The organism is Thalassomonas sp. RHCl1, from assembly GCF_947387555.1.
Taxonomy (GTDB): domain Bacteria; phylum Pseudomonadota; class Gammaproteobacteria; order Enterobacterales; family Alteromonadaceae; genus Thalassomonas.
Genome location: NZ_CANDNZ010000022.1, coordinates 1 through 24,743, shown reverse-complemented (window position 1 = coordinate 24,743; position 24,743 = coordinate 1). Strand labels below are relative to the sequence as shown.

Annotated in this window: 19 protein-coding genes and 1 tRNA gene; 10 read left to right on the top strand and 10 right to left on the bottom strand. The window is 46.9% G+C overall.

What is annotated here, in order from left to right:
- Positions 1–137: 137 nt before the first annotated feature.
- The 4 genes from QL234_RS30110 (at position 138) to QL234_RS30095 (ending at position 9,942) form a co-directional block, all read left to right on the top strand.
- The gene (locus QL234_RS30110; protein ID WP_281561422.1) at positions 138–3,290 is read left to right on the top strand and encodes a response regulator; all 3,153 of its coding nucleotides are present in this window, start codon (positions 138–140) and stop codon (positions 3,288–3,290) included.
- Positions 3,291–3,306: 16 nt separating this feature from the next.
- Positions 3,307–5,124 carry an ATP-binding protein gene (locus QL234_RS30105; RefSeq protein ID WP_281561421.1) on the top strand — a complete coding sequence of 606 codons (1,818 nt, stop codon included), beginning with the start codon at positions 3,307–3,309 and terminating at the stop codon, positions 5,122–5,124.
- Complete coding sequence (locus QL234_RS30100) at positions 5,121–7,634, top strand: EAL domain-containing protein (protein WP_281561420.1); 2,514 nt, start codon at positions 5,121–5,123, stop codon at positions 7,632–7,634. Before QL234_RS30105 ends, QL234_RS30100 begins: the two co-directional genes overlap by 4 nt.
- A gap of 289 nt (positions 7,635–7,923) precedes the next feature.
- A complete protein-coding gene (locus QL234_RS30095) occupies positions 7,924–9,942 on the top strand; it encodes a methyl-accepting chemotaxis protein (RefSeq protein WP_044833054.1) in 2,019 nt (672 codons plus the stop codon).
- A gap of 183 nt (positions 9,943–10,125) precedes the next feature.
- On the opposite strand, the gene QL234_RS30090 is transcribed toward QL234_RS30095, so the two are convergent.
- Positions 10,126–10,389: a SymE family type I addiction module toxin gene (locus QL234_RS30090; RefSeq protein WP_281561419.1), complete on the bottom strand. Its 264-nt coding sequence runs from the start codon at positions 10,387–10,389 to the stop codon at positions 10,126–10,128.
- A gap of 499 nt (positions 10,390–10,888) precedes the next feature.
- Between QL234_RS30090 and QL234_RS30085 the strand changes: the two genes are divergently transcribed.
- The gene (locus tag QL234_RS30085) at positions 10,889–11,350 is read left to right on the top strand and encodes a hypothetical protein (protein ID WP_281561418.1); all 462 of its coding nucleotides are present in this window, start codon (positions 10,889–10,891) and stop codon (positions 11,348–11,350) included.
- A 77-nt stretch (positions 11,351–11,427) separates the two neighbouring features.
- Here the strand turns inward: QL234_RS30085 and QL234_RS30080 are convergent, their stop codons facing one another.
- Positions 11,428–12,714 (bottom strand): dicarboxylate/amino acid:cation symporter, encoded by a 1,287-nt coding sequence (locus tag QL234_RS30080; RefSeq protein ID WP_281561417.1) that lies wholly within the window; start codon positions 12,712–12,714, stop codon positions 11,428–11,430.
- 78 nt (positions 12,715–12,792) lie between these two features.
- Between QL234_RS30080 and QL234_RS30075 the strand changes: the two genes are divergently transcribed.
- On the top strand, positions 12,793–13,005 hold the full coding sequence (locus QL234_RS30075) for a hypothetical protein (RefSeq protein WP_281561416.1): 213 nt from the start codon (positions 12,793–12,795) through the stop codon (positions 13,003–13,005).
- A 148-nt stretch (positions 13,006–13,153) separates the two neighbouring features.
- Here the strand turns inward: QL234_RS30075 and QL234_RS30070 are convergent, their stop codons facing one another.
- The 6 genes from QL234_RS30070 to QL234_RS30045 all read right to left on the bottom strand — a co-directional run bounded on the left by QL234_RS30070 (position 13,154) and on the right by QL234_RS30045 (position 16,126).
- The gene (locus QL234_RS30070; protein WP_281561415.1) at positions 13,154–13,513 is read right to left on the bottom strand and encodes a hypothetical protein; all 360 of its coding nucleotides are present in this window, start codon (positions 13,511–13,513) and stop codon (positions 13,154–13,156) included.
- A gap of 33 nt (positions 13,514–13,546) precedes the next feature.
- Positions 13,547–13,903: a hypothetical protein gene (locus QL234_RS30065; RefSeq protein WP_281561414.1), complete on the bottom strand. Its 357-nt coding sequence runs from the start codon at positions 13,901–13,903 to the stop codon at positions 13,547–13,549.
- Positions 13,904–13,988: 85 nt separating this feature from the next.
- Complete coding sequence (locus QL234_RS30060; protein WP_281561413.1) at positions 13,989–14,345, bottom strand: hypothetical protein; 357 nt, start codon at positions 14,343–14,345, stop codon at positions 13,989–13,991.
- 62 nt (positions 14,346–14,407) lie between these two features.
- A complete protein-coding gene (locus QL234_RS30055) occupies positions 14,408–14,773 on the bottom strand; it encodes a hypothetical protein (RefSeq protein ID WP_281561412.1) in 366 nt (121 codons plus the stop codon).
- A gap of 17 nt (positions 14,774–14,790) precedes the next feature.
- A complete protein-coding gene (locus tag QL234_RS30050; protein WP_281561411.1) occupies positions 14,791–15,828 on the bottom strand; it encodes a hypothetical protein in 1,038 nt (345 codons plus the stop codon).
- A 213-nt stretch (positions 15,829–16,041) separates the two neighbouring features.
- Positions 16,042–16,126, bottom strand: a tRNA-Leu gene (locus QL234_RS30045).
- A 229-nt stretch (positions 16,127–16,355) separates the two neighbouring features.
- On the opposite strand from QL234_RS30045, the gene QL234_RS30040 reads away from it, so the two are divergent.
- On the top strand, positions 16,356–16,880 hold the full coding sequence (locus tag QL234_RS30040; protein WP_281561410.1) for an RDD family protein: 525 nt from the start codon (positions 16,356–16,358) through the stop codon (positions 16,878–16,880).
- Between the two features lie 146 nt (positions 16,881–17,026).
- Here the strand turns inward: QL234_RS30040 and lptG are convergent, their stop codons facing one another.
- On the bottom strand, positions 17,027–18,097 hold the full coding sequence (lptG, locus tag QL234_RS30035) for an LPS export ABC transporter permease LptG (protein WP_281561469.1): 1,071 nt from the start codon (positions 18,095–18,097) through the stop codon (positions 17,027–17,029).
- On the bottom strand, positions 18,094–19,236 hold the full coding sequence (gene lptF / locus QL234_RS30030; protein ID WP_281561409.1) for an LPS export ABC transporter permease LptF: 1,143 nt from the start codon (positions 19,234–19,236) through the stop codon (positions 18,094–18,096). The genes lptG and lptF overlap by 4 nt, the downstream gene beginning before the upstream one ends.
- Positions 19,237–19,773: 537 nt before the next feature.
- Here lptF and pepA point away from each other — a divergent pair.
- The 3 genes from pepA to QL234_RS30015 are packed head-to-tail and all read left to right on the top strand — an operon-like array spanning position 19,774 to position 24,633.
- Positions 19,774–21,282 carry a leucyl aminopeptidase gene (gene pepA / locus QL234_RS30025; protein ID WP_044836174.1) on the top strand — a complete coding sequence of 503 codons (1,509 nt, stop codon included), beginning with the start codon at positions 19,774–19,776 and terminating at the stop codon, positions 21,280–21,282.
- 4 nt (positions 21,283–21,286) lie between these two features.
- Positions 21,287–21,754: a DNA polymerase III subunit chi gene (locus tag QL234_RS30020; protein WP_281561408.1), complete on the top strand. Its 468-nt coding sequence runs from the start codon at positions 21,287–21,289 to the stop codon at positions 21,752–21,754.
- Positions 21,755–21,765: 11 nt separating this feature from the next.
- On the top strand, positions 21,766–24,633 hold the full coding sequence (locus QL234_RS30015; protein WP_281561407.1) for a valine--tRNA ligase: 2,868 nt from the start codon (positions 21,766–21,768) through the stop codon (positions 24,631–24,633).
- Positions 24,634–24,743: the final 110 nt, after the last annotated feature.

Here is a 24,743-nt window from a genome sequence, read left to right as displayed (position 1 = left end):
CAAGTGTATCATCTTTACAAAAATCACTATCTGCATGATTTATAACAATTAAAACAATTGGCATGATTATGGCTGTTTCGACTACGGCGATTAACGTTATCCATTTAACGCTCCAACAGACGAGGCAGGTACCATCGATGAAAAATAGCTTACGTAACAAATTAGCCATTATCGGTATTGTTTTTCTTACCTTCAACCTGATCATATGCGGCTTACTAATCGGGCGTTACTACCAGGACTTTCAACAAGCAAATAACTGGCAACTGATTACCAAAACCGCCAATGCCCTGTTAATGGTGATCCATAAGCAAGCGGAAGAGCGTGGTATCGGAGTGACTATTTTAGGCGCCCCCGAAGCGGCATACGAGTGGATGGACGACTTTAACAGCAAAACCACCGAACTACTGACAAGTCAAAACAACACTCAGAAACTGCTGTCACAACTCAACCAGGCCAATGCTGTTTCTTCGGTGGTGGACAGCCACTACAAAGAATGGCAGCAAGCTGTTGAAATACTGAAATTAAAGCGTATCGAACTATTGCGCGGCACCTTAGACGTCCGTACCTGGCTAAAAAGCGCTAACCGGCTTATCAACGCCACCATCAAGCTGTCACAACAATTGATGATTAATGCGCAAATGGATAACGATATCTATGTATTAAACAACACGCAGATCACCATCAACCACCTGCTCCACGACGGCGGGCTGGAGCGGGCCTTAATATCATCATTGCTGGCAGCCAAGGCAGGCAACAAAGTTTTCGACCTCGATGAACTAAATAAGATCCAGGGCCGGTTAGACAGCGCCATAAAACAACTGCAACAGCTTAGCAGCAGTACTGAACTGCCTGAAGAAATTAAAGGTAAGGTGGAAGAGTTTCTTAACAACTACTTCCTCTCCTTTTCGCCGCTCAAGAAAAACATACTGGCCGACATTAATAACATCCCCCCGGAATATACTGCCAAAGCATGGTTTGCCAAGGCCTCAATCATGCTTGATTATGCTACCGAGATCAGTATTGCCAGCGCCAACTATATGAGCGAGCGCGCCAAACTCAACAGCCATACCAGCATCATTGAAATCAGCATCATAGTGCTCGCCGTACTCGCTCTTTGTGCTTTACTGGTGGCGATATTGCTGTGGCTGAATAACTACCTTATCGCCAATATCCGGCAGGCGGCCACGCAGGCCAAGTTAATTTCCCACGGTGAGCTTGATATCACCCTGCCGGTCACCAAAGAAGATGAACTCGGTCTGCTGTTACGTTCAATTAAACAAATCAGTGAACGTTTTAAAGTGGTCATACACCAGGCTCATGCGGTGTCTGCCGGTAATTATGACGCCAATATCGATGTCATCTCTGAGCAGGATGAGCTGGGCATTTCACTCAATAGCATGGCCGAAGAAATCAAGCGTTATGCCAGCTTATCTGAACAAGAAGCCTGGCTAAAGGCCGGCTTTAAACAATTCAGCGATCAATCGCATCAATGCAGCCAATTAAACGAGTATAGCGAACTGGTTTGCAAGTTTATCAGCGATTATCTCGATTTCCCCATCGTTGTGCTGAGCCGGATGGAGCATCATCAGCTACAACCCGTTGCCGGTTTGGGTTTTAACAAAGACATCTACTACCAGCAACACTCGCCGTTGAGCGGCGTCCATCTGCAGGCATGTGAAAGTAAGTCGATGCAAAAACTCAGAGTCGGCAATATTAATTCAATGCGCATCAATACCAGCACCCACAGCTATCAACCGTTTGAACACCTCTGCCTGCCGCTGATCGCCCAAAACGAAGCTATTGCACTGCTGGAAGTGGCCTCGTTAGAAGCCATCGGCGAATTAAAAGAGAAATTCCTGCATTCCATCGCCGATGTACTGACCAAAAATATCATGCATTACCTGCATATGGAGAAAACACAGGCACTGTTGATAAAAACCACCACCTTATCGAATGAGTTACGTGAAAAAAATGGCGAATTGAGGCTGACGGATAAGCGCAAAGGAGAGTTTCTCTCCAATATGTCCCATGAACTTCGCTCTCCGCTGAACAGTATCATTTTACTGTCGAAAAAGTTATCCGTGAATGAGGAAAAAACCCTCAGCGACAAACAAGTTAAATTCGCACAAACCATAGAAAAATCAGGCAACAACCTGCTGACAATTATTAATGACATACTCGATATATCCAAGGTAGAAGCCGGCAAGATGGACATTAATCTGTCTCCGTGCCTATTGTCAGATACCCTGGATGACATTTACCAGCAATACGCCCCTTTTGCGGAAGAAAAAGCGCTGGATTTCAACCTGGATATCGATGACAGCTTAGCCAGCTATAAGGTTGTGACCGATAAACTTCGCCTACAGCAAATTCTCAATAACTTTCTCTCCAATGCCTTTAAGTTTACCGACTCCGGCAGCATTGAGCTTTCCACTGCGATTCGGGATTATCAAAACGCCAGCGCTCAAAATAAATGGGCAACAGCAAGCATAGTGTTTATGGTGAAAGACTCGGGGTGCGGTATTGCCGCGGATAAACTTGATACGATTTTTGAAGATTTTATTCAAGCCAATACCAAGAAACAACACAGTGAATCCGGCACCGGACTGGGTCTAAGCATATGCAAGCATATGGCCAGCCTGCTGAATGCCGAAATAGCGGTAGAAAGCACTCCCGATATAGGAAGTTGCTTCACGCTTTCCTTAAAGGAATGTCCGCTAGAGGCGCTGCAGTCACAAAACCAAGCCAAGCAGGATACACCAACAGCTCCGCGGGCACAGGCGCCAACGCCGCAATCCAGCTCCACGCCAGTAACTGACGAAGAGGCTGCCGATGCCCCGGAGCCTGAAGAACTGCATGAGATCAACCTGGTCAGTCAACATCAGCTGGACAGCGTTAATATTCTCATTGTCGATGACGACGTACGCAGCAGTTTTGCTCTCGGTTCTTTGCTTGAGTGTTACGGTACCGAGGTCAGTATTGTCCGCGATGCCCAGCAGGCACTGGAGCAGTTACAACGCGGCAATATCATAGATATAGTCCTGATGGATATCATGATGCCTGTTACCGACGGCTATGAAGCCATCAAGCAAATCAGAGCACAGGCACAGTTTTCACAACTGCCTGTACTGGCCATTTCAGCAAAAAATCAACAAGGAGAAAACGAGCGCTGCCTTGCTGCCGGCGCCAACGGTTATCTCGCCAAACCGATCAATGAAGAGCAACTGATTGCAACCATCATCCGTCTATTGGACCCTTCGGGCGGTGACAACCAGCAAATCAGAGCCTGAGACAAGGAGAGCAACCATGAATCTTTTCTGGCGATTATTGTTACCGATACTTCTTTTTGGCTTATTAGTCAGTGTTATGGCCAACCGACTGATCATCTCGGTAGCAACCGAACAGGTGCAAAATACCAGCATTGACAATGCCAAAATAGTGAGCAATCTACTCACTCAATTGCGTGCCTACTATACCGCCAACGTCATTAAGGATGTGCAAAGCCAGGGACTGGAAATAAGCCACGATCACCGTGCAGACAAGCATGTCGTGCCTTTACCGGCTACCATGGTGCACGATATCAGCCATTCATTGAATATCGAACATGTCAACATACGTCTATATTCCGCGTACCCTTTTCCCTGGCGCAGGCAATTAAGCGGTATTCACTCGGAAACAGAGCTGCAAACCTGGCAACAGCTTGAAGCCTCCCCCGATAAAGCCCGCATCCAATTCACCCGGCAAAACGGCCAGCGCATGCTTCAATACAGTGTTGCCGACCTGATGCGCAGTGAAACTTGTGTTAATTGTCACAACAACCACCCGGACTCAACAAAAATCGATTGGCAGCTGGGCGATCTCAGGGGTGTGCTGGAAATCAGCATCCCGATTGAAAAGGCTTTGCAATCGGCCTACCGGGAGGCGAACCGGGCCAGCGCCATCATTGCTGCCGCCTTGCTTTTACTGGTATTTTTACTCCACAGAATAATATACCGCAAGCTGCTCAATCCCCTGCGTGAACTGCAACAAGCAAGTAGCCAGTTAAAAAATGGCGATTTGGCTGCGACGGTTAATTATCAGGGAAATGATGAAATAGGCAGGCTGGCACAAGATTACCAGGCGCTGGGCGTCTATTTAACCACCATACGCGACGGCGTCACCGCACTGGGCCGGGGACAGCTAAATGCTGATCTCGCCTCACCCGCCGAGCAAGATGAAATTATCAAGAATATCAACCAGGCGCGTCGGGAGTTAGCGCTAAAAGACACTAAAATAAAGCAACGCACCAGCCAATTGCATCAATTGAACGCCTACAAGCGCGACTTTACCGCCAATATCTCGCATGAATTTCGTTCACCGTTAAACAGCATCACCTTGCTAACGAAAAAACTTGCCTGCGATCCCCGCATCACACAGACCCCGAAATTACTGACCTACTGCCAAACAATTACATCCGCGGCCGATCGCCTGCTCGCCATAGTCAACAACATCCTGGATATCGCGAAGATCGACGCCGGCGACATGGAAGTAAAATGCAGCGAATTCTATATTGAAGAGCTGATCAGCAATGTTATCGTCCCCTGTGAGCAGGCGCTGCTGGCCAAAAAGCTGGATATCAATATTGATATCTCGGCAAAACTGCTGAGCGAACCCGTGCACAGCGATCCATTTAAACTGTTCCAGATAGTCAACAATCTGCTCACCAACGCCATAAACTTTACCGATGCCGGCAAAATCACTGTCAAGGTCACTCAGGAGTGCCGACCCGATGATAGCCAGGCCGGTGCCAAGTCTTTTATTCACTTGTCGGTGCAGGATACCGGCATTGGTATGGCGGTTGAGGACGTCAACCAGATCTTCCAGGATTTCACCCAACTCGACGCTTCGGTAAACAGAAAAGTCGAAGGTGTCGGACTTGGTCTCGCGGTATGTAACCGTATGGCAACCCTGCTCGAAGGTTATATCACGGTCGCCAGCGAGCCAGGCAAAGGCAGTTGTTTTACCTTAATTATTCCACAAAAGCTCAGCATTTTTACGCAACCGGCAGAGAATAATTTAGTCTCGTTTGATACCAAGGGCGGGCCTGTCTCTGTCAGAAAAGCTAACTCGGGAGGCAGTAAATGAACAAAGCATCGGTATTAATTGTCGACGATCGACCCGAAAATTTAATCGCATTAGAGGCCACACTTGAGAGCCTTGATTGTGACATTATCCAGGCCAGTTCCGGCGAAGCAGCCCTGGAGCTGTCCCTGGATCTGGATATTGCCATTATTTTGCTCGACGTGCAGATGCCCGGAATGGATGGCTATGAAACCGCCGAGATGTTCCGCAGCATCAAACGCACACGCAATATCCCTATTATTTTTGTCACCGCCATTTGTAAAGCCCAGCAGCATATGTTCAAAGGTTATGCCGCCGGTGGTGTTGATTTTTTATTTAAGCCTATCGAAGAGGAAGTACTGCTAAGTAAAGTCAAGGTATTCTTGGCGATGGATGCTCAAAAACAACAATTGAAACAACAATCGTCATTATTAGATGGCCAGCTCCGCGAGCTTAAACAACGCAAAGCAGAGCTCAGCCTGGAACGGTATCGCCTGGAAAAGGCGCAGGAAGTTGCAGGAGTCGGTAGCTGGGATCTGATCGACAGGGAAAATAAGGCCGGTTTTACTGCCCAATGCTACCGGGTCCTGGGATTGACCGACAGCGAAAACACTCAGCTCAGCAGCCTGCTCAGCCAGGTGGATCAGGAAGCCAGGACAGTGATCGACAACTCCATTCGTTCCTTTCAGCAGGGAGAGCCTGCCTTTTGGGATATTGAGCACAAAATAACCACACAAGACGGTAATGAAAAAACCATACGCCATCATGGCGAAGATTTTATTGATGAAGAAACCCGCACCCGCCATTTAATTGCCACGGTGCAAGATATCACCGAATTGCGGGGAGCACAGCAGCAATTAATGATCGCCAACACCATTTTAGAAAACGCCACCGAAGGCATGGTGATCACCAATGAGCAGGGCACGATTGAATGGGTAAACCGCGCCTTTTGCGAATTGATGGGTTACGCTGCAGAAGAGTTACTCAACGGTCCTATTAAAATTTTGCGTTCGGAGCGTCACGATGCCGCATTCTACCGGGACATGTGGGAAACCTTGCTTGAAGAAAAATCTTGGCAGGGGGAAATCTGGAACCGCAACAAAAGCGGTCAGGCGCTGCTGTTTATGTCAACCATCGCACTGGTCGAGGGCAACCAGAATGAAGGCACTCAATATCTGGCAATCTACAACGATATAACCGACCTTAAAGCCGAAGGCTCGCTGACAAACTACCTGCCCAACCACGATGCCCTTACCCGGTTGCCCGACCACTACCTGCTGGAGGATCGCCTGGTACAAACCTGCCACTATGCCGCCAACTTTTCTAAGCAAGTTGCCCTGATTTATCTTGATATCGAAAGTTTTTCCTATATCAACCAGGAATTTGGCTTTCCTTTTGGCGATACTGTTCTGCAAAAAATAGCCAAGCGCATCGATAGCGCCATAGGTTATCAAACCAGCCTTTACCGGGTATGTAACGATGAGTTTGCCTTTATCGTGCCATTTTCCGACACCGGACGAGAATTTATTTTTTATATCAATATGATCCGTGAAAAATTAACACGTCCACTGCATATTGATAAACATAGCCTGTCGCTCAACCTTAAGGTCGGTGTCAGTGTTTATCCGCGAGATTCAAAATCCCCGGTTGATTTAATCGAAAGGGCCCGCGATGCCCTGCGTCATAATGAAAAAGAAGCACGCAGCTCCTTCTGCTTCTACAACGAAGACATAAACAAACAAATAAAAGATTCATTATTACTGGAATCTGACATCCGCAATGCCTTGGAAAAAAAGGAATTCTTTTTAACCTACCAGCCTAAGCTCAATATGGCCACCGCCGAGATTGAAGGAGTCGAAGCACTGATCCGCTGGCAACACCCGGAGCATGGCATAGTATCGCCGATTAACTTCATCCCGGCAGCAGAAGCTTCGGGTTTGATTTTACCGCTCAGCGAATGGGTACTCGATGAAGCCTGTCGACAAGCCAAGCTATGGCATACACAAGGGTATAAGATCACTACTGCGGTCAACATATCGGCGGGTCATTTCAATAATGGCAAGCTCTTGGAAGATATAGATAAAACATTGAAAAAATATAACCTGCCCGCAGAATGCCTGGAAATCGAAATAACCGAAAACATGATGATGCAAAATATGGATGTGATCATCCCTATGCTTAAAGCATTGAAAGCACGTAAAGTATGCATATCAATCGACGACTTCGGTACCGGTTATTCTTCCTTTGCTTATCTTAAATCACTGCCCGTTGATACCCTGAAGATCGATCGCTCCTTTATTAAAGACCTGCATCACCACAAAGATGACATCCACATAGTGCAGGCCATTACCAATATGGCCCATAAGATGGGACTAAAAGTGGTGGCCGAAGGGGTGGAAGAACAGGAGCATTGCCAGCAATTGTGCTCGATTGGCTGTGACGTAGTGCAGGGCTACTATATATCCCGCCCGGAAAAAGCGGACAATATCCAGGGGTTGCTTGATGTCGCTTATATTTCCCATCTATCGATATGAAGGAGAAAATTATGTTTATCCTTAACCGCCAAAAACCACACGTGTCCACGCCAGGGAAGAGCAGAAGAAAAAGAATCAACGCCAACCAGAAGTCCTTGATTTTTAAAGGGGGATAAGACGCTTATAACTTTTATTATCTTTCAAAAAAGAGCCTGCTCAGTATCCGTTATCGCATCGAGCAGGAAAATGAAATAGAGGGGGCAAAAGCTATATCAAATCAATCCGAGTTGTATTTTTGATAAAAGTTTGGCTGATTCTGAAATTATATTTTTAACAGGTTGATAAAGCTATGAAATTATCTATTGGTAAAAAACTAAGCTTCTCTTTTGGTGTCATCTTATTCTTGATGGTTATCTCTGGTAGCGTAACCTACACCCTGGTGCTCGATAATGAAAAAGTTCAGGATCGGGTGGTAAATTTAAGAATGAAAACCGTGCTCTTGGGTAAGGATGTCACTAACGGTATTAATGCTTCACTGGCGGCATTGCGGGGTTATATGATCCTGGGAAAAGATCCGGCTAAAGCCGAGTTAATGATAAATGCCCGTGCCGAAGCCTGGAAAACAATAGAAGCGTCGATAAAGCAGTTTCAGCAATTAGCCAAAAACTGGACCGTACCGGAAAATGTAAAGCGCTTGCAGGCTATCAGGCAAGAATTGGCGGTTTTTAAACAGGCGCAACAGGAAATTGAAGACATTGCCCAAAGCGGTGAAAATATCCCCTCCTATAATTTACTGTTAAGCCAGGCCGCCCCTAAAGCTGGAGCCATGCTGGCCAGTATCACTGCCATTATTGATGAAGAGTCCCAATTAAAGGCGACTGCAGCACGCAAAAGCCTGCTGAAAAATCTGGCCGATACCCGGGGCTCCTTTGCCGTGGGGCTGGCAAATATCCGGGCCTACCTGTTATCCGGCGATGAAAAATTCAAAGAAAACTTTGACGGAAAATGGCAGGTAAATGAGGCCAGGGTAAAGACCATTAATGCCAGCCAACAGACATTATTTACCGAAACACAGCAAGGGCATTGGCAGGAATTTTTACAAACCCGCCAGCAGTTTGCTCCTTTGCCTGAAAACATGTTCGCCCTGCGCAGTGCGCCGAACTGGAATCAGGCGAACCACTGGCTCGGCACCAAGGCGGCACCGACAGCGAAAAAAATTCTCACCTTGCTGGATGAAATGAAAGCCTCCCAGGAGAAATTGCTAGTAACAGATACCGAACAAGCCGCCGGCCTGGTACAGGCATTAAAAACCAATTTAGTCATTCTGACCCTGATTTCGCTGGCTGTAGGGATAGCCTGTGCACTGCTCTTTAGCAAAGACTTGCTGCAACGCTTAGCGGTGATTTTAGGACGTGCCGAAAAGATTGCCGATGGCGATATGACAGGTAAAGAATTGACCATTAAAGGGCAAGATGAACTGGCGAACTTAACCGTTGCGGTAAATAAGATGTCTGGTTCTTTAAAGTCCCTGGTACAACAAACGGCAAACTCTATGGTAGATGCGTCTAAAGGAACCGATAAAATTTCCAGTGCCAACCGGGATATGGCGTCAAGCATAGAAGATCAGGTCGGGCAAATGGCACAGATTGCCGCAGCGATTGAAGAGCTTTCCACTTCATCGGTAGAGGTTTCCGGCAATTGTAATGATGCTTCACAAAGCGCCTCGGACGCCGCAAACCTGGCACAATCCGGCGGAGAGGTCGTCAAGCAAACCTTAACCCATATGGAAGCCATTAAAGTCGCCTTTGATAACAGCGCCAGTGCCATTGCCACGGTGAGTGAACACAGCAAGGAAATTGAAAGTATCCTCAGTGTGATCCGCGGCATTGCCGAGCAAACCAATTTGCTGGCGCTTAATGCCGCCATTGAAGCGGCCCGTGCCGGAGAGCAGGGACGGGGTTTTGCCGTAGTGGCAGATGAAGTGCGCCAGCTGGCCAGCCGTACCACCAGTGCCACGGTGGAAGTGGAAAGCGCCATAGAAACCATGCGTAAAGAAACCGACAATGCCGTGGTATTGATCAATGCAAGCGGCGGTGAAATTGAGAACGGCGTGGAAATGTCCAATAAGGCGGCCAGCTCCCTGGGGGATATTATTATCAGTGTCGATGAAGTCGTGGCTAAGATACAGGCGATTGCCGCCACTGCCGAGCAGCAAACCATGACTACTGCCGAGATTGCCCAAAATGCCGATATGGTATCCAGTATTACCCAGGAGGTGCAGGCTGGGGTTGGCAATGTGGTTGAGTTGTCAGAGCATGTCACCCGGGATACCAGCGACCGCTCCTCTAAACTTATGGCAATGATTTAAAGGGCCGTTTATTAGGGTCATAACCCCTTACAAAACGATATAACCGACCTTTTATGCCCGCTATAATGGCATGGAAGCCAAAGCTCAATAACCGTAGACAGCCATTATCATACTGTTTTAATGATAAAAAAGGCTACTGCTGTGACTTAAACAGTAGTAGCCCTGGCTTTAACCGCTATTTGCTCAACCGCCCTGTTTAAGCGTGATATTCATCTCCTCTTGATTGACAACAATGCTGACCTTTTGGCCGACGGTAAAACCGGCCTTGTGTAACCATTTCCCCCTGAGCACGATACAAGGCTCAAGCTTTACCGGCGCATAGTTAATGCCTACGCCGCGGACTTTCACCGCCGACTCGCACACGGTTTCCACTACGGTAAGTTGCCGATAAATGGGATATTTTACTTTTGCCGAGCTTGGCTCTGACGTATGATGATATTCAGCCATGACGGACTCCTGTTTAGTTCGTTGTGGTTAGCGACCTCTGAGTGGTCTGTACACTCAGGGGTTGCGACCATTAATGAATGGGCAATATTGGTTTTTGTGCGCTCCTTTGTTGACTGGATGGGCACTCTTAATGAAAGACCTTATTAGCGGTTAAAGCAATAATGGTGCTGGCTGTTTTTACAGTGGCTGACGCTGGATTTGTCCGTAATGGTTTACATTCGGCCAAGGCAGCTTTAGCACCGGATAGCGATAAAAAAACAGGATAAAACTTAGCGTCATTCTGCGCATGAAAATGGAAACTTCCCCCCTTCCCTTTTCCCCCAAGCTCCTATCAAGGGGTTAAATGCAATCTTCAGAGCGCCTTCTGGGTTTATTACTACAACTTCAATCCAGAACGGCAAAAGCACATTTACGCCTGATGCCCGAAGTTCATACGAGCCGGTAAACTATACTCAAGATCAGTAGCCCTCAATTGTCCGCAATTAACGGGAAGATATTAATGCGCTGCCTGACCCAAGCTTCACAATTTGAACTTGCCCTATATGCTTATCAAGAGTCGGTTCTGGCTCTCAACCCCTGTAATGAAAAAGGTCCCGGAAATACCTGGACATGTCAGAAAAAGCACCGCTGGTACCATAAGCAACCGCTGCAATTACTCAAACCCGGCACCTGGTTCACGGATCCTAAAAAAAGCTTCCTGCTCAAATCCCTGGAGAGCAGATTTAATTTTGTTAAAGCGGTAGCAACTCACGGCACGGATATTATCCTTTTTGATAACGAAGCCTTTAATAAGGAGCTGAATTTACTTCCGTTTGCCCCAAATAACCTGGAGCTGAAATATCACGTTCATGCTTATGATGCAGCCTATAGAGATTACCTCACGGCATGCGAGTCAGGAAAAAGCACTCAGGTGAGCGAACCTGTTATTGAACACTTTCGCAAGGCTCCCCCTTCGAAATAATCACCGACGGCACTAAGGACGGTTTATCATTTGCAATTAACAAGCATCAGCCCCCTTAAATTAAAGGGTACCAGGGATCACGATTGACCATCCTCTACCGGCTTGCTTGCAACTTCCCGCTGGCCCACCAGGCGAGTCATAACCATCGAAGCCGTTAAATCGCCGGTAACATTTATTGTTGTCCGGCACATATCCAAGATGCGATCCACCCCCAGGATAAGCGCTATGCCTTCCACCGGCACCCCGATATTTTGCAAAATGGTTGCCAGGATCACTATGCCGACCCCGGGCGTACTCGGCGCACCGATTGACGCACCAACCGTGGTAATAGAAAGCATCAGCAGTTCATTAATGCTTAAATCAATACCAAAAAGCTGGGTCAGGAAAATTGCCGCGCACACCTGGTAAAGCGCGGTACCGTCCATATTCACCGTGGCGCCCAGAGGGATAACAAACTTGGAAATACTCGGCGGCACCTTTAACTTGTTTTCTGCCGTTTCGATGGACAGGGGCATCACAGCCGCAGAGCTTGAGGTTGAAAATGCCATCAACTGCACTTCTTTCACCAAAGACAGCATGCGCCAGGGGGGAATGCCTGCAGTGACGTATATAACGATAAAATAAAAGCACAGCAGCGCCAGCAAACCAAGGACAACCGTGGCAATATAAAAGAACATAGATACGATGGCATCCAAGCCCACCTTAATGGTGATGCTGCACAACAAACCAAACACCGCATAAGGGGCCAGTTTCATGGTCCAGCCCACTATGGTCATGGCAAAAGCCTGCAGCGATGAGAATAACTGCAATAACGGCTGGGCGTCTTTGTGTTTCATATTGATCAGCGCCACCCCCATAAAGACCGCCAAGATCACAAAAAACAGGATATTGCCGTCAAGTTCAGCCTGCGCCGAATTGACCGGGATAAGCTTGACTATCATGTCAGGCAAAGTGGTAAAAGTGGCCTCGGCGGATTTGCTGACCTCTACCGCCGGCGGCAGCGAACGCAAAACCTCCGTTGATACCGACAACCCCGGCTGCAACAAAAAGGACACCGACATGCCGATAGCAACCGCGACTACCGTGGTAAAGATAAAATAAGGAGCGATCCTAAGTCCCAGCTCCTTCAATGTATCGGTATCGCCGGCACTGGTAATGCCGATAATGATCGAACTCATCACCAGCGGGATCACGATCATTTTGATCAGTTCTAAGAAAACATTGCCGACCAGGGCAATCCAGGGAGCTATGGCATAGGCGATATCTTTTTCGATTAACCCCAGGGCATCCGGCGACAACAATAAGCCTACCGCAACCCCGGATACCATGCCGACAATGACTTTTAACCAAAACATTTTTTCCATGATATTTTGCACCTTCCCAACTGGCGGCTTAAGAAAAACCTGTCTTCATCAAATAACCTTTAAGCAGCACATAAAGTAATGGCAGGTTATAACGACAGTGCCCAAGGTTTTATAGTAGCGCCAATGGTTTTTCCCAGCTTTGTTCCGGCGCAAACTTTCCTTGTGATAATGCCCTTGCCGGGTGACAACAGCCCTAAAGATGATTATCCGCCTTGTTCACTTAAACAAGCATTTTTCAGCCAATTTCAGCGACTCTTTTCATGGCAGTACGCCAATAAGTCATTTAGTTAAGGCGTTATTTCAGGTATAGCGGCTATCAGCTGTAAAATGGAGGGGAACGTGACTCTAACAAGCAAACTGAGCCTAGCTATCACCTATGACACAAATAAAGGTGATATAGAAGTAATGATGGAAATGAACTTGATAATAGCCAGCCCCATTAACTAGAAATCATAAAAAAGTGAATAATGCCAGGAGAGGCGAACATCAATAATCCACTCAACAAGCAAAGACATAAACTAAAAATAAAAAGTCTCTGTACATTTACCGGTACCTGCTTCCGCTTATCTACCATGCCATAACGTTTTGCATGAAATTTACTGAAAAAAATCGTCCCATAATGTAATACGCCATGCCCAGCCAAGAATATATTAAGTGAAAACCAGCGACGGCCATCTTCAAGAACGTCTTCAACATATCGTAACCACTTAGATTTTAGATAGAACACAAAAACAATCCAGCAGGCTCCTAAAATGAATCCCAATGTCGTCGATATATCCACAAGGGCTTCAATGCTCATTGATACCTCCCTGTTAGCTAATATCCTCTTAATTTATTTCACTTCCTCAAAGAAAATAGAAGCACCAAACATCAATAAACCGCTAATCATGAAAAGGCAAAAACCAGCAATAAATAAGCGCTGGACTTTTTTAGGTACTTGCTCTCTTTTTTCCAACATACCGTAACGCTTTGCATGGAGTTTACTCAGAAAGATGGTTGCATATTGCAAAACCCCTAACCCTGCGAAAAAAATATTCAAAGAATAAAACCTTTGCCCATCAAGAATATCTTCAACAAAAGGTAGCCAGTGAGACTTTAAATAGAAGGTAAAACAGATAAAAATAAAAATCCCTGAAAAGCCAACTCCCAATACGAGCAAAAATAATATTTCATCTGTAGTTAATAGCATATCAATTAATAGAGCTAACTTGACAATATATCCTTTAAATTAGCTACTCCCCCACCTTCTCATATATTCCTGTATATGATGCGATTTAACCATCTTGTAAAAAAGAGAGAATCCCAGAAAAGCCAAAAAGCAAGATAATACTGGTCATAAAAAGACAATAAACCATAATAAATAATCGCTGCACATGCAGAGGTACTTTATCTCTCTTTTCCAATAGCCCATAACGTCTGGCATGGAATTTACTCAGGAATACAGTGGCATAGTGCAATGTTCCATGACCTGCCAAAAAGAAATTAAGAGAATACCAATGACGCCCATCTTCAAGCCTATCTTCAATAAAGCACAACCACTTATTTTTCAGATATAAGACACAGCCCATCCATATAAAAACCAATAACACCCCAATACTTATACCTATATCCAAAATGTTTTCGATATCCATTGCTCGTCCTGTCTAAAAAACGTCTGGCATAAAAATACAAGTAGTTACGGCCCTAGAGCTAGCTATATCATTTTTCTGAAAAAATAAATCACACCCGCCGAACAAAAAAATAAAACCGCACTTGCCATAAAAAAATAAAAGCTAAAAATAAATAACCGCTGTACTTTTTTGGGCACTTGTTTTCTTTTTTCTAACATACTCATACGATTAGCATGCCAGCGGCTGGTAAATACAGTGCCATAATTTAAAACACCATGTCCGGCCAGAAAAATGTTTAAAGAATAAAACCGGTGGCCATCAAGAATATCTTCGACATAAGGTAACCACTTAGCCTTTAAATAAAGGACTAAGCCAACCCAGATAAAGATGCCTACACAAGCTACAGCTCCAATCATTGCTGCAATATAGATAATGGTTTCATGATTCATTATTGCTTAACTCCAAGCTAATGCTGAGCATTAGCTGCGTATAAAATCATTCCTAATTCTTCCCCAAGAGAGCCGCCTCCAAGCCCTCCTGCATAGCCACCACCAGCTCCGGCAACTAAAGCACACCAAAATGCACTTGTGCCTCCCGAAGGTAAACTGAAAATTAACGAACAAGTCCCCCATGTAGTCAGATAACCAACCGCTAACCCACCAGCAACATTAGCTATAGCTTTACCGGTTTCACTATATTTTGTTTGCCTGCATGTCTCTTCATCACCGGCAATGCAGGCTATACGAATATTGAGGCTGGCATCAAGGCCCGTTAAAGCAATACCAACATAACCTACACGTTTTAAGTTACGCGACATCTTAGCTACAGCTTCATAGTTTCGTGCAAAGTTTGGTATGGTTTCAGCAGCCCCGCCTAATTTCTTCCATTGGCGAATAGTACTTTTAGAACTTAAGCCCAGGTTACTGCGAATATCTCCGGGAAGTATCCTGCCACTGATTTCAGGCTGCCCCAACCGGCTCAAAGCGGCATCTAAACGGGTGAAGTGCATTCTACGTCGTTGAAAGAATATTTGATTATTCAGATTTCCCTGCCGGTTATAGCTGGTAACATAAGTTTCTTCGATATCTTTCAGGATAAGTTCCACCTGCTTCACGTGAGCAGTCCATGAACTATTGGCCACACCAAGCAATAACCCGGAATAAGAGCCAATACTAGATAGCAAATCATAACGTCTTGCCAGTATTTCCCGCTCTGAATTTGAAAGCTGTAGCAGAGTTAGATCAACCTGTTCCGCCACTTTTAAAAACTCAGCTTCTTCAATAGTGCATTGAGTGGCATCAGCTGGTGACAACAGCACTATCTGTCCGGGGTGTACCTCGTCATTTTTAATATGTGAATTGACCAGTTTAAAATGGTCATAGACTATTTGTTCAGGGAAGTCGTAAAGGATCATAATCAGCTGATCCACCGGCATGGCTTTCTCAACGATATGGATGGCGTATTCTTCAGGGATAGGCAAAGGCGCCAGATTTGCTGTAGTCATTTTTCATTCCTTTGAAATATGGATACGGCTAATGATGAAATATCAATGAAAATAGTATAAATGATCTATTCATTATTGAACGAGTAATTTATCCCTGTATTTTTATGAATAATGCGTTTAACTGGGGCTTTTTCGATAAAGATGCACAAGACTTCAGACACAAAAAAACCAGCACTAAGCTGGTTTATTGTTTTCTTGCCTATAAACAAGAAATGGTACCGGAGGACGGACTTGAACCGTCACGCCCGAAGGCAACGGATTTTGAATCCGTCGTGTCTACCAATTCCACCACTCCGGCGACACAGTGACATCAAATATGTTTAAAGCAAAAACATATTGAAGTGGCAGGCATTATACGAAAAAAACCAGGCATGGCAACACTTTTATCAGGATTTTCATCCGTCTGCTGCTTCTTTAGGCAAAACCCGGCCAAAAGCTTAAATTTCGCGCTTCAGTGCAATTAAGCTGCCCCTTCACCTCAAGCAGGGCATTTGCTAGACTAGCGCAAATTTTTCCGGGTGCAACTTATGACAGACACGACTCAAGACTCAAGACAAAACGCGACACAAGAAACCTTTCCCCGCGCCGGTTTTATGCGCCGCTTCGGCGGTTGGGTTTATGATGTGTTGCTGTCAGTTGCCGTTTATATGGCCGCCGGAGCAATAAGCTTTTTAATCTTTGGCTTGCTGGTTAATTACGGTGTTTTGTCGATGCAAGGTCATGATCACCTGATTGACTTACAACAAAGCTCTATTGTCTACAGCGTGTTGATTTATGGCTGGAACCTTGGCTGGGTGGCATTTTTCTTTGTCTGGTTCTGGTCAAAAAGCGGCCAAACCTTAGGCATGAAAGCCTGGCGTTTAAGGGTGCAAAACCAGGACGGCAGCTTAATCAGCAAAAGAACCGCCATTAAGCGCTTGCTGCCGACTTTGCTTGGTTTAGGCAATATCTGGGTATTGCTCGACAGAAAAAACAAGTTAAGCCTGCAAGATAAGTTAACAGATACCGAAGTGGTCACCTTATCCAAAGAAGCCAACAGAGGGCGTCTGTAATCCTGGTGAACTGCACACCGCCTTGATTACCTCCACAGTCTAACCTTCCAAAATAGATGCTTTCATCTATAAAAAAACCTCAAGTGCCATGCAGCACTTGAGGTTTTTTAATGAAATGGTATCCGCTATTTGCTAATAAAAAACGGCTAACCGGCCCTTTTATTCATGAAATACAGGGCCACGGTAATAAAGATCACACTCGGCATCATAGCCCCAAGTATCGGCGGGAACTGATACACCAGGCTCAAAGAACCAAGCACTTCATTACAAACAAAGAACAAGATACCGGTACCGACCCCCATCATGATCCGCGCCCCCATAGACACAGAGCGTAGCGGGCCAAAAATAAACGACAGCGCCACCAGCAACATCACAGCCACGGTTACCGGCTGCATCGCCTTACGCCAAAATGCCAGCAGATAACGGCTCTGATCCTGCTCATTGGCTTTAAGATAATCCAGGTAATTAAGCAGGCCACGTACCGACAGAGACTCAGGCTTTACCGTCACCACGCCTAGCTTTTCCGGGGTCAGGCTGGATTGCCAGCTTTGGATATGCGCTTTTTTCTGGGTGATTTGTTCGTCCTTGATACTGGTATCAACAACATTATTTAACTGCCAGGCTTTATCAACATACACGGCGCTTTCTGCCGACAACCAGCTATCGAGTTTCAACTGTTCATTAAAGCGGTATACCTGTACCTTGTTAAGCCGCCCCTGATCTTCAACCTCGGTGATATGGACAAAATAATCGCCGTCTTTGGCCCAGATGCCGTTTTTAGCCGAGATCAAACTGCCCCCAGATATCGCCTGAGCGCGGATTTCCCTGGCGGCTGCTTCACCGCTGGGGGCCAGCCATTCGCCCACCGCCATGCTTACCACCACTAAGATCATCGCGGTTTTCATCACCGATTTGATGATATCGAGCCGGGAAAGTCCCGCCGCCTGCATCACCACCAGCTCACTGTTGCTGGCAAGCATACCTATACCAATCAGGCCACCAATCAGCGCCGCCATCGGGAAGAAGATTTCCACATCACGGGGAATGGCATACAGCACATACAGAGCGGCATGGGCAAGGTCATAATTGCCTTTACCCACGCTTTTCATCTGCTCAACAAACTTGATAATGCCGCTGACGCTGACAAATACCGCCAGGGTGATAAAAGTGGTAGAGGTGATAATCCGGCCGATATACCAGTCAAGAATACGCATTATGCCGCTCCTTTTGTGGTTTTACTTCGGCCAACCCAGGGGAGTTTCGCCTTGATCTTCATGCCGCTGGTGCGGCTTTTGATCAGCAATAACCACCCCAACAAAAACGCCAGCACATGTATCGGCCACAAGCCCAGGGTATGGGGCACAGATCCCCGCTCTATGCTTGAGCGCAGCGCAATCAGCAATAAGAAATAGCCGAGGAATAACAACAGTGCCGGCATCATCTTACCGAATTTACCCTGCCGCGGATTTACCACACTTAACGGCACTGCAATCAGGGTTAAGATTAAACAGGCAAGCGGGAAGGCAATGCGCCATTGGATCTGGGCACTATATTCAGGTAAATCCTGACTCATTAAGGTTTTCAGCGGCAAGGCGTTTAACTTGCGCCTTTTGTGCTCTATTTCCTGCTCTTTGATCTGGATGTAATACTTGGAAAACTCCACCGCACGGAATTCCCCCTGCTCTGCGTCGTTTTGATAACGTATGCCGTCTTCCAATACCAGGCGCTGCGAGCCGGTATCTTCTTCAATCACTTGCCCTTTAGCGGCATATACCAGGCTTGAATTGATAATGCTTTCACGGTTTTCGCCGTTATCCGGCAACTGGGCAACAAAGACTTTTTCCAGATTATTGCTGTCCCTGTCTTTATCATGGATAAAAACCACCGCCTTGCCGTTACCGGTTTTTTGAAAACGCCCGGAAACCAGGGCACTTAATCCCGAATCGGCCGCCAGCTCTTCTTTTACCTGATATTCATATTCCGCCGCCATAGGAGCCAGATAGAGGGTAAACAAACCGGTCACCAGGGCGGTAATTAAACTCAGCACCAGGGTCACCCGCACAATATACCATTCACTGACACCGCAGGAATGTAACACCGTCATTTCGTTATCGGCGTATATCCGTCCGTATGCCAGCAAGATGCCTAAAAATAAACTGAGCGGCAACAGCATCCCCGCCAAATCAGGCACTCTTAATGCGATAAAGGTCATCACCAGCTGGCCAGGAATGCCCCCTTCAGATGCATCTCCGAGCACCCGGACAAATTTCTGGCTGATAAAAATGGTCATCAGCACAAAAAAAACAGCAAGTTGAGTTTTGGCAACTTCCTTTAGTAAATAACGAAAAATAATCAAATTGACCTCTAAACCCTCATTTGCCTGTTTGGCTCTTTCAGCGCGATAGCGCTTTTACATCCAAGTTAAACGTTCAAATAATCCGTCCCTGCTATATCGGAAAAAGCCCGGGAAAAGTCTCAACAACGACTTAAAATTGGAAAATAACGATTATTTGAAACTGGCCTATCCGCCAGCGCTTTTTGTGACTGAAAAAATATGCCGTTATTTTGACTTAGATCCCACCCGTTTTCAACGATATGCCCCCTTTTGTCTTTCATTAACAAGCAATAAATCGTTAAAGAATATGACATAGACAGAGAATAACTTAGTTTTTTTCTGGCATAGCGTCGATTTTTCGGTAAACTGGTCGTTTTTATAAGTAATTAAAAGTTAACCTGCTTAGGTAAAACTGGCGGATCCGGTTATAATTATAGCCCTTAGCACGGCCGGTTTAATAGTAAACTTAGCTGTTAGTTACCTGTTTATTTATCAATTTTAATAAGTTTAAGCCAATAATTTATCTGGAAAACAGATGTTATTGCCAAAGGAGCCCCCATGGAGTTCAGTGTAAAAAGCGGCAGCCCTGAAAAACAACGCAGTGCCTGTATTGTTGTTGGCGTATTTGAACCACGTCGTCTTTCGGCTATAGCTGAACAACTTGATGAGATCAGCGAAGGATATATCAGCAATTTATTACGCCGTGGCGATCTCGAAGGTAAATCAGGCCAGATGCTGTTATTGCATCATGTGCCGAATATCTTAAGCGAGCGGGTTTTATTAGTCGGTTGCGGTAAAGAGCGCGAACTGGATGAACGCCAGTACCGCCAAATCATCAGCAAAACCATCAACACCTTAAATGAAACCGGCTCCATGGAAGCAGTCTGCTTCTTATCCGAGCTGCATGTAAAAGGCCGCGACACCTACTGGAAAGTACGCCAGGCGGTAGAAGCAACACAAGATTGCCTTTACAGCTTCAACAGCTTAAAAACCCGCAAAGAAGAGCCACGTCGCCCGTTACGCAAAATCGTCTTTAACGTGCCGACCCGCCGCGAATTACCTATCGGTGAGCGCGCCATCAACCATGGTCTGGCGGTAGCAGCCGGTATCAATACCTGTAAAGATGTCGCCAATATGCCGCCAAACATCTGTAACCCGGCCTATTTAGCCGACCAGGCGAAAAACCTGGAAAGCGAATACGACAAAGTCACCACCACAGTGGTTGATGAAGAAGAAATGGCCGAGTTGGGTATGGGGTCATACCTGGCCGTGGGCCGCGGCTCTGAAAACGAATCTTTGATGAGCATCATCAAATACGATGGCGCCGGTGACGACTCCAACCCGATTGTTTTAGTCGGTAAAGGCCTGACCTTTGACAGCGGCGGGATCTCCCTCAAGCCGGGCGAAGGCATGGACGAAATGAAATACGACATGGGCGGCGCCGCCGGTGTCTTAGGCGCCATGCACGCCCTGGCCGAGCTTGATCTGCCGATTAATGTGATCGGCGTACTGGCCGGCTGTGAAAACATGCCGGGCGGCAATGCCTACCGTCCGGGTGACGTACTCACCACCATGTCGGGACAAACAGTAGAAGTCCTCAATACCGATGCCGAAGGCCGTTTGGTATTATGTGACGCCTTAACCTACGTTGAGCGTTTCGACCCGGAAGCGGTTATTGATGTTGCCACCTTAACCGGCGCCTGTGTGATTGCCTTAGGTAAACACGCCACCGGCTTACTTAGTACCCATAACCCGCTGGCCCATGAACTGCTCAACGCCTCGGATCAAAGTGGCGACCGCGCCTGGCGCCTGCCGTTATGGGATGAGTACCAGGAGCAGCTGGAAAGCCCGTTTGCCGACTTCACCAACTTAGGTGGCCGTCCGGCCGGTACCATTACCGCCGCATGTTTCCTGGCGCGCTTTACCAAGAAATACCACTGGGCGCACCTGGACGTTGCCGGTACCGCATGGCGCAGTGGCGGTAAAGACAAAGGTTCCACCGGTCGTCCGGTCAGCATGCTAACCCAGTTCTTACTGAACCGTTCAGGCCAGGAACAAAGCGAATAAGCTTATGCTGCAAACCCAGGTAACATTTTTATTATTAAACGAGGAGTCGGATAATAACGACACCTTGTTTCATGCCTGTATCCAGGCAGCGAGATGTTACCGCCGCAATCAGCGGGTGTTTATTTACACCTGTGACCGGGAACAAGCCCTGGCAATAGATGAGCTGCTCTGGGGTTTTGATCCCGACAGCTTTGTCCCTCACAACCTCATTGGCGAGGGGCCAAAAAACGGCGCCGCGGTAGAAATCAGTTGGCAAGCGCCTACTAACCGTCGAGCCGTTTTAATTAATTTAACCAGCACAGTGCCAAACTTTGCTAATCAGTTTTCACATATCATAGATTTTGTCCCGGCGGACGAAGAACAAAAGCAGCAGGCGCGTGACCGTTTCCGCACCTGCCGCCAGTGGGGATTCCAGGTTGATACCCAACCTGCCCCGGCCGCCGGTGAATCAAAACATGTTATTAAAAATTAAGTACTAGTCCGATGGAAAAAACGTTTAATCCCTCCGATATCGAACAATCTCTTTACCAGAGCTGGGAAGAGAAAGGTTATTTTAGCCCTACCGGCGAAGGCGACAGCTACAGCATTGCCATACCGCCGCCAAATGTCACCGGTAGCCTGCACATGGGTCATGCTTTCCAGCAAACCATTATGGATACCCTGATCCGCTACCAGCGCATGCAAGGTAAAAATACCTTGTGGCAAACGGGTTGTGACCATGCCGGTATCGCTACCCAGATGGTGGTTGAACGTAAAATAGCTGCCGAAGAAGACAAAACCCGTCACGACTACGGCCGTGAAGCCTTTATTGATAAAGTTTGGGAATGGAAAGCCGAGTCCGGCGGCACCATCGGTCAGCAGATGCGCCGTTTAGGCAACTCCATCGACTGGACCCGTGAACGTTTCACCATGGACGAAGGCATGTCTGAAGCGGTACAGGAAGTCTTCGTGCGCTTATTTGAAGATGACTTGATTTATCGCGGCAAGCGTTTGGTTAACTGGGATCCTAAATTCCATACCGCCATTTCTGACCTGGAAGTGGAAAACAAGGATAAAAAAGGCCATATGTGGCACTTACGTTATCCTTTGGCCGACGGTGCAAAAACCACCGAAGGTAAAGACTATTTAGTCGTGGCCACCACCCGTCCTGAAACCATGCTGGGTGATACCGGGGTTGCGGTAAACCCTAATGACGAACGTTATAAAGACCTGATCGGCAAACATGTATTATTGCCGCTGGTAAACCGTTTAATTCCTATCGTTGGTGATGACCATGCCGATATGGAAAAAGGCACCGGCTGTGTGAAAATCACCCCGGCCCATGACTTTAACGATAACGAAGTCGGTAAACGTCATAACCTGCCGCTCATTAATATCCTGGATATTAATGCCGCCATCCTGCCACAAGCAGAAGTTTACGACACTAAAGGTGAGCCAAGCGACGCCTACGACACCGCCTTGCCAGAAGCCTTTGCCGGTTTAGATCGTTTTGTTGCCCGTAAGGCAATCGTTGATCAATTCGAAAACTTAGGTTTATTGGTAGAAGTTAAAGATCACGACTTAGTAGCCCCTTACGGTGACCGCTCAGGCGTGATCATCGAGCCGCTATTAACCGACCAGTGGTATGTGCGCGTTGAAAAACTGGCAGGTCCCGCCGTTGATGCGGTTAAAGACGGCCAAATCGAATTCGTGCCTAAGCAATACGAAAACCTCTATTACTCCTGGATGCGCGATATCCAGGACTGGTGTATTTCCCGCCAGCTGTGGTGGGGACACAGAATACCCGCCTGGTATGATAACCAGGGCAAGGTTTATGTTGGCCGCACCGAAGCAGAAGTACGCGAGAAACACAATATAGAACCTCTGGTACCGCTGAGACAAGACGACGACGTGCTTGATACCTGGTTCTCTTCCGCGCTGTGGACTTTCTCCACCTTAGGCTGGCCGGAGCAAACCGACGATTTGAAAACCTTCCATCCTACCGATGTGCTGGTAACGGGTTTCGATATTATCTTCTTCTGGGTTGCCCGCATGATCATGATGACCATGCATTTCAATAAAGATGAAAACGGCAAACCTCAGGTACCGTTTAAAAAGATTTATATGACAGGTTTGATCCGTGATGACGACGGTCAGAAGATGTCAAAATCTAAAGGTAATGTCCTGGATCCGTTAGATATGATTGACGGTATCTCCCTCGAAGGCCTGCTGGAAAAACGCACCGGCAACATGATGCAGCCGAAACTGGCGGCCAAGATTGCCAAAGCCACCAAGAAACAATTCCCTGACGGCATAGAAGCCCACGGCACCGATGCCCTGCGTTTCACCCTGACCTCGCTGGCTTCAACCGGCCGTGATATCAACTGGGATATGAAGCGCCTGGACGGTTACCGCAATTTCTGTAACAAGTTATGGAATGCCAGCCGTTATGTGCTGATGAACACTGAAGAGCAGGATTGCGGCCGCACCGGCGGCGACATGGAATTATCGCTGGCGGATCGCTGGATCACCGGCCAGTTCCAGCAAACCATTAAAACCGTACATGAAGCCTTTGAAAACTTCCGTTTTGACCAGGCCTCGCAAGCGTTATATGAGTTCACCTGGAACCAGTTCTGTGACTGGTACCTGGAACTGACTAAACCTGTGCTGTTTAACGGCAGCGAAGCCCAGCAACGTGGCACCCGCCACACCCTGGTCAATATCCTGGAGCAATTATTGCGCCTGATGCACCCTATCATGCCTTATATCACGGAAACCATCTGGCAACGTGTTATGCCGTTAACGGATTTCGCCGAGAAAGCCGCCAAAGGCACCGACAGCATCATGATCCAAAGCTTCCCGCAGTTTGATGCCGCGTTATGCGATCAAACCGCTATTGACGATTTGGAGTGGGTGAAACAGTTTATTGTTGCCATTCGTAATATCCGCGGCGAAATGGACATCTCTCCAAGCAAACCGTTGCCGGTATTTTTGAAAAATGTCGATGCCGACGACCAACGCCGCCTTGATGAGAATAAGCCGTTTTTAAGCGCCCTTGCGAAGCTTGACAGCATTGAAGTATTAGCCAGTGACGATAACGGCCCGGCTTCTGCTACCGCGGTGATCGGCGCCATGACAGTGATGATCCCTATGGCAGGTAATATCGACAAAGACGCTGAACTGGCCCGCTTAAGCAAAGCCATTGAAAAGCTCACCAAAGACGTAGAACGTGTCCGCGGCAAGCTCAGCAATGAAAACTTTGTCAGTAAGGCGCCGGAAGCAGTGATTAACAAGGAAAAAGAGAAGCTCGCCGATGCCGAGTCAACCTTAGCAAAAATGCTTGAGCAAAAAGAGCAAATTGCAGCCATGTAAACCAAGCTCCATCATAAAAAAGCCGCATAAAGCGTAATGCCGATCAGTTAAGAAAATAAATGATCACTTGACCGATCTTTTAAAGGCTTCAAAATCCGATATCAGACAAT

Excerpts from the sequence above, each read along its gene's own strand:
- QL234_RS30110 (WP_281561422.1), top strand. The coding sequence starts at position 138 with ATGAAAAATAGCTTACGTAACAAATTAGCCATTATCGGTATTGTTTTT.
- QL234_RS30105 (WP_281561421.1), top strand. The coding sequence starts at position 3,307 with ATGAATCTTTTCTGGCGATTATTGTTACCGATACTTCTTTTTGGCTTA.
- QL234_RS30100 (WP_281561420.1), top strand. The coding sequence starts at position 5,121 with ATGAACAAAGCATCGGTATTAATTGTCGACGATCGACCCGAAAATTTA.
- QL234_RS30095 (WP_044833054.1), top strand. The coding sequence starts at position 7,924 with ATGAAATTATCTATTGGTAAAAAACTAAGCTTCTCTTTTGGTGTCATC.
- QL234_RS30090 (WP_281561419.1), bottom strand. The coding sequence starts at position 10,389 with ATGGCTGAATATCATCATACGTCAGAGCCAAGCTCGGCAAAAGTAAAA.
- QL234_RS30085 (WP_281561418.1), top strand. The coding sequence starts at position 10,889 with ATGCGCTGCCTGACCCAAGCTTCACAATTTGAACTTGCCCTATATGCT.
- QL234_RS30080 (WP_281561417.1), bottom strand. The coding sequence starts at position 12,714 with ATGGAAAAAATGTTTTGGTTAAAAGTCATTGTCGGCATGGTATCCGGG.
- QL234_RS30075 (WP_281561416.1), top strand. The coding sequence starts at position 12,793 with ATGGCAGGTTATAACGACAGTGCCCAAGGTTTTATAGTAGCGCCAATG.
- QL234_RS30070 (WP_281561415.1), bottom strand. The coding sequence starts at position 13,513 with ATGAGCATTGAAGCCCTTGTGGATATATCGACGACATTGGGATTCATT.
- QL234_RS30065 (WP_281561414.1), bottom strand. The coding sequence starts at position 13,903 with ATGCTATTAACTACAGATGAAATATTATTTTTGCTCGTATTGGGAGTT.
- QL234_RS30060 (WP_281561413.1), bottom strand. The coding sequence starts at position 14,345 with ATGGATATCGAAAACATTTTGGATATAGGTATAAGTATTGGGGTGTTA.
- QL234_RS30055 (WP_281561412.1), bottom strand. The coding sequence starts at position 14,773 with ATGAATCATGAAACCATTATCTATATTGCAGCAATGATTGGAGCTGTA.
- QL234_RS30050 (WP_281561411.1), bottom strand. The coding sequence starts at position 15,828 with ATGACTACAGCAAATCTGGCGCCTTTGCCTATCCCTGAAGAATACGCC.
- QL234_RS30040 (WP_281561410.1), top strand. The coding sequence starts at position 16,356 with ATGACAGACACGACTCAAGACTCAAGACAAAACGCGACACAAGAAACC.
- pepA (WP_044836174.1), top strand. The coding sequence starts at position 19,774 with ATGGAGTTCAGTGTAAAAAGCGGCAGCCCTGAAAAACAACGCAGTGCC.
- QL234_RS30020 (WP_281561408.1), top strand. The coding sequence starts at position 21,287 with ATGCTGCAAACCCAGGTAACATTTTTATTATTAAACGAGGAGTCGGAT.
- QL234_RS30015 (WP_281561407.1), top strand. The coding sequence starts at position 21,766 with ATGGAAAAAACGTTTAATCCCTCCGATATCGAACAATCTCTTTACCAG.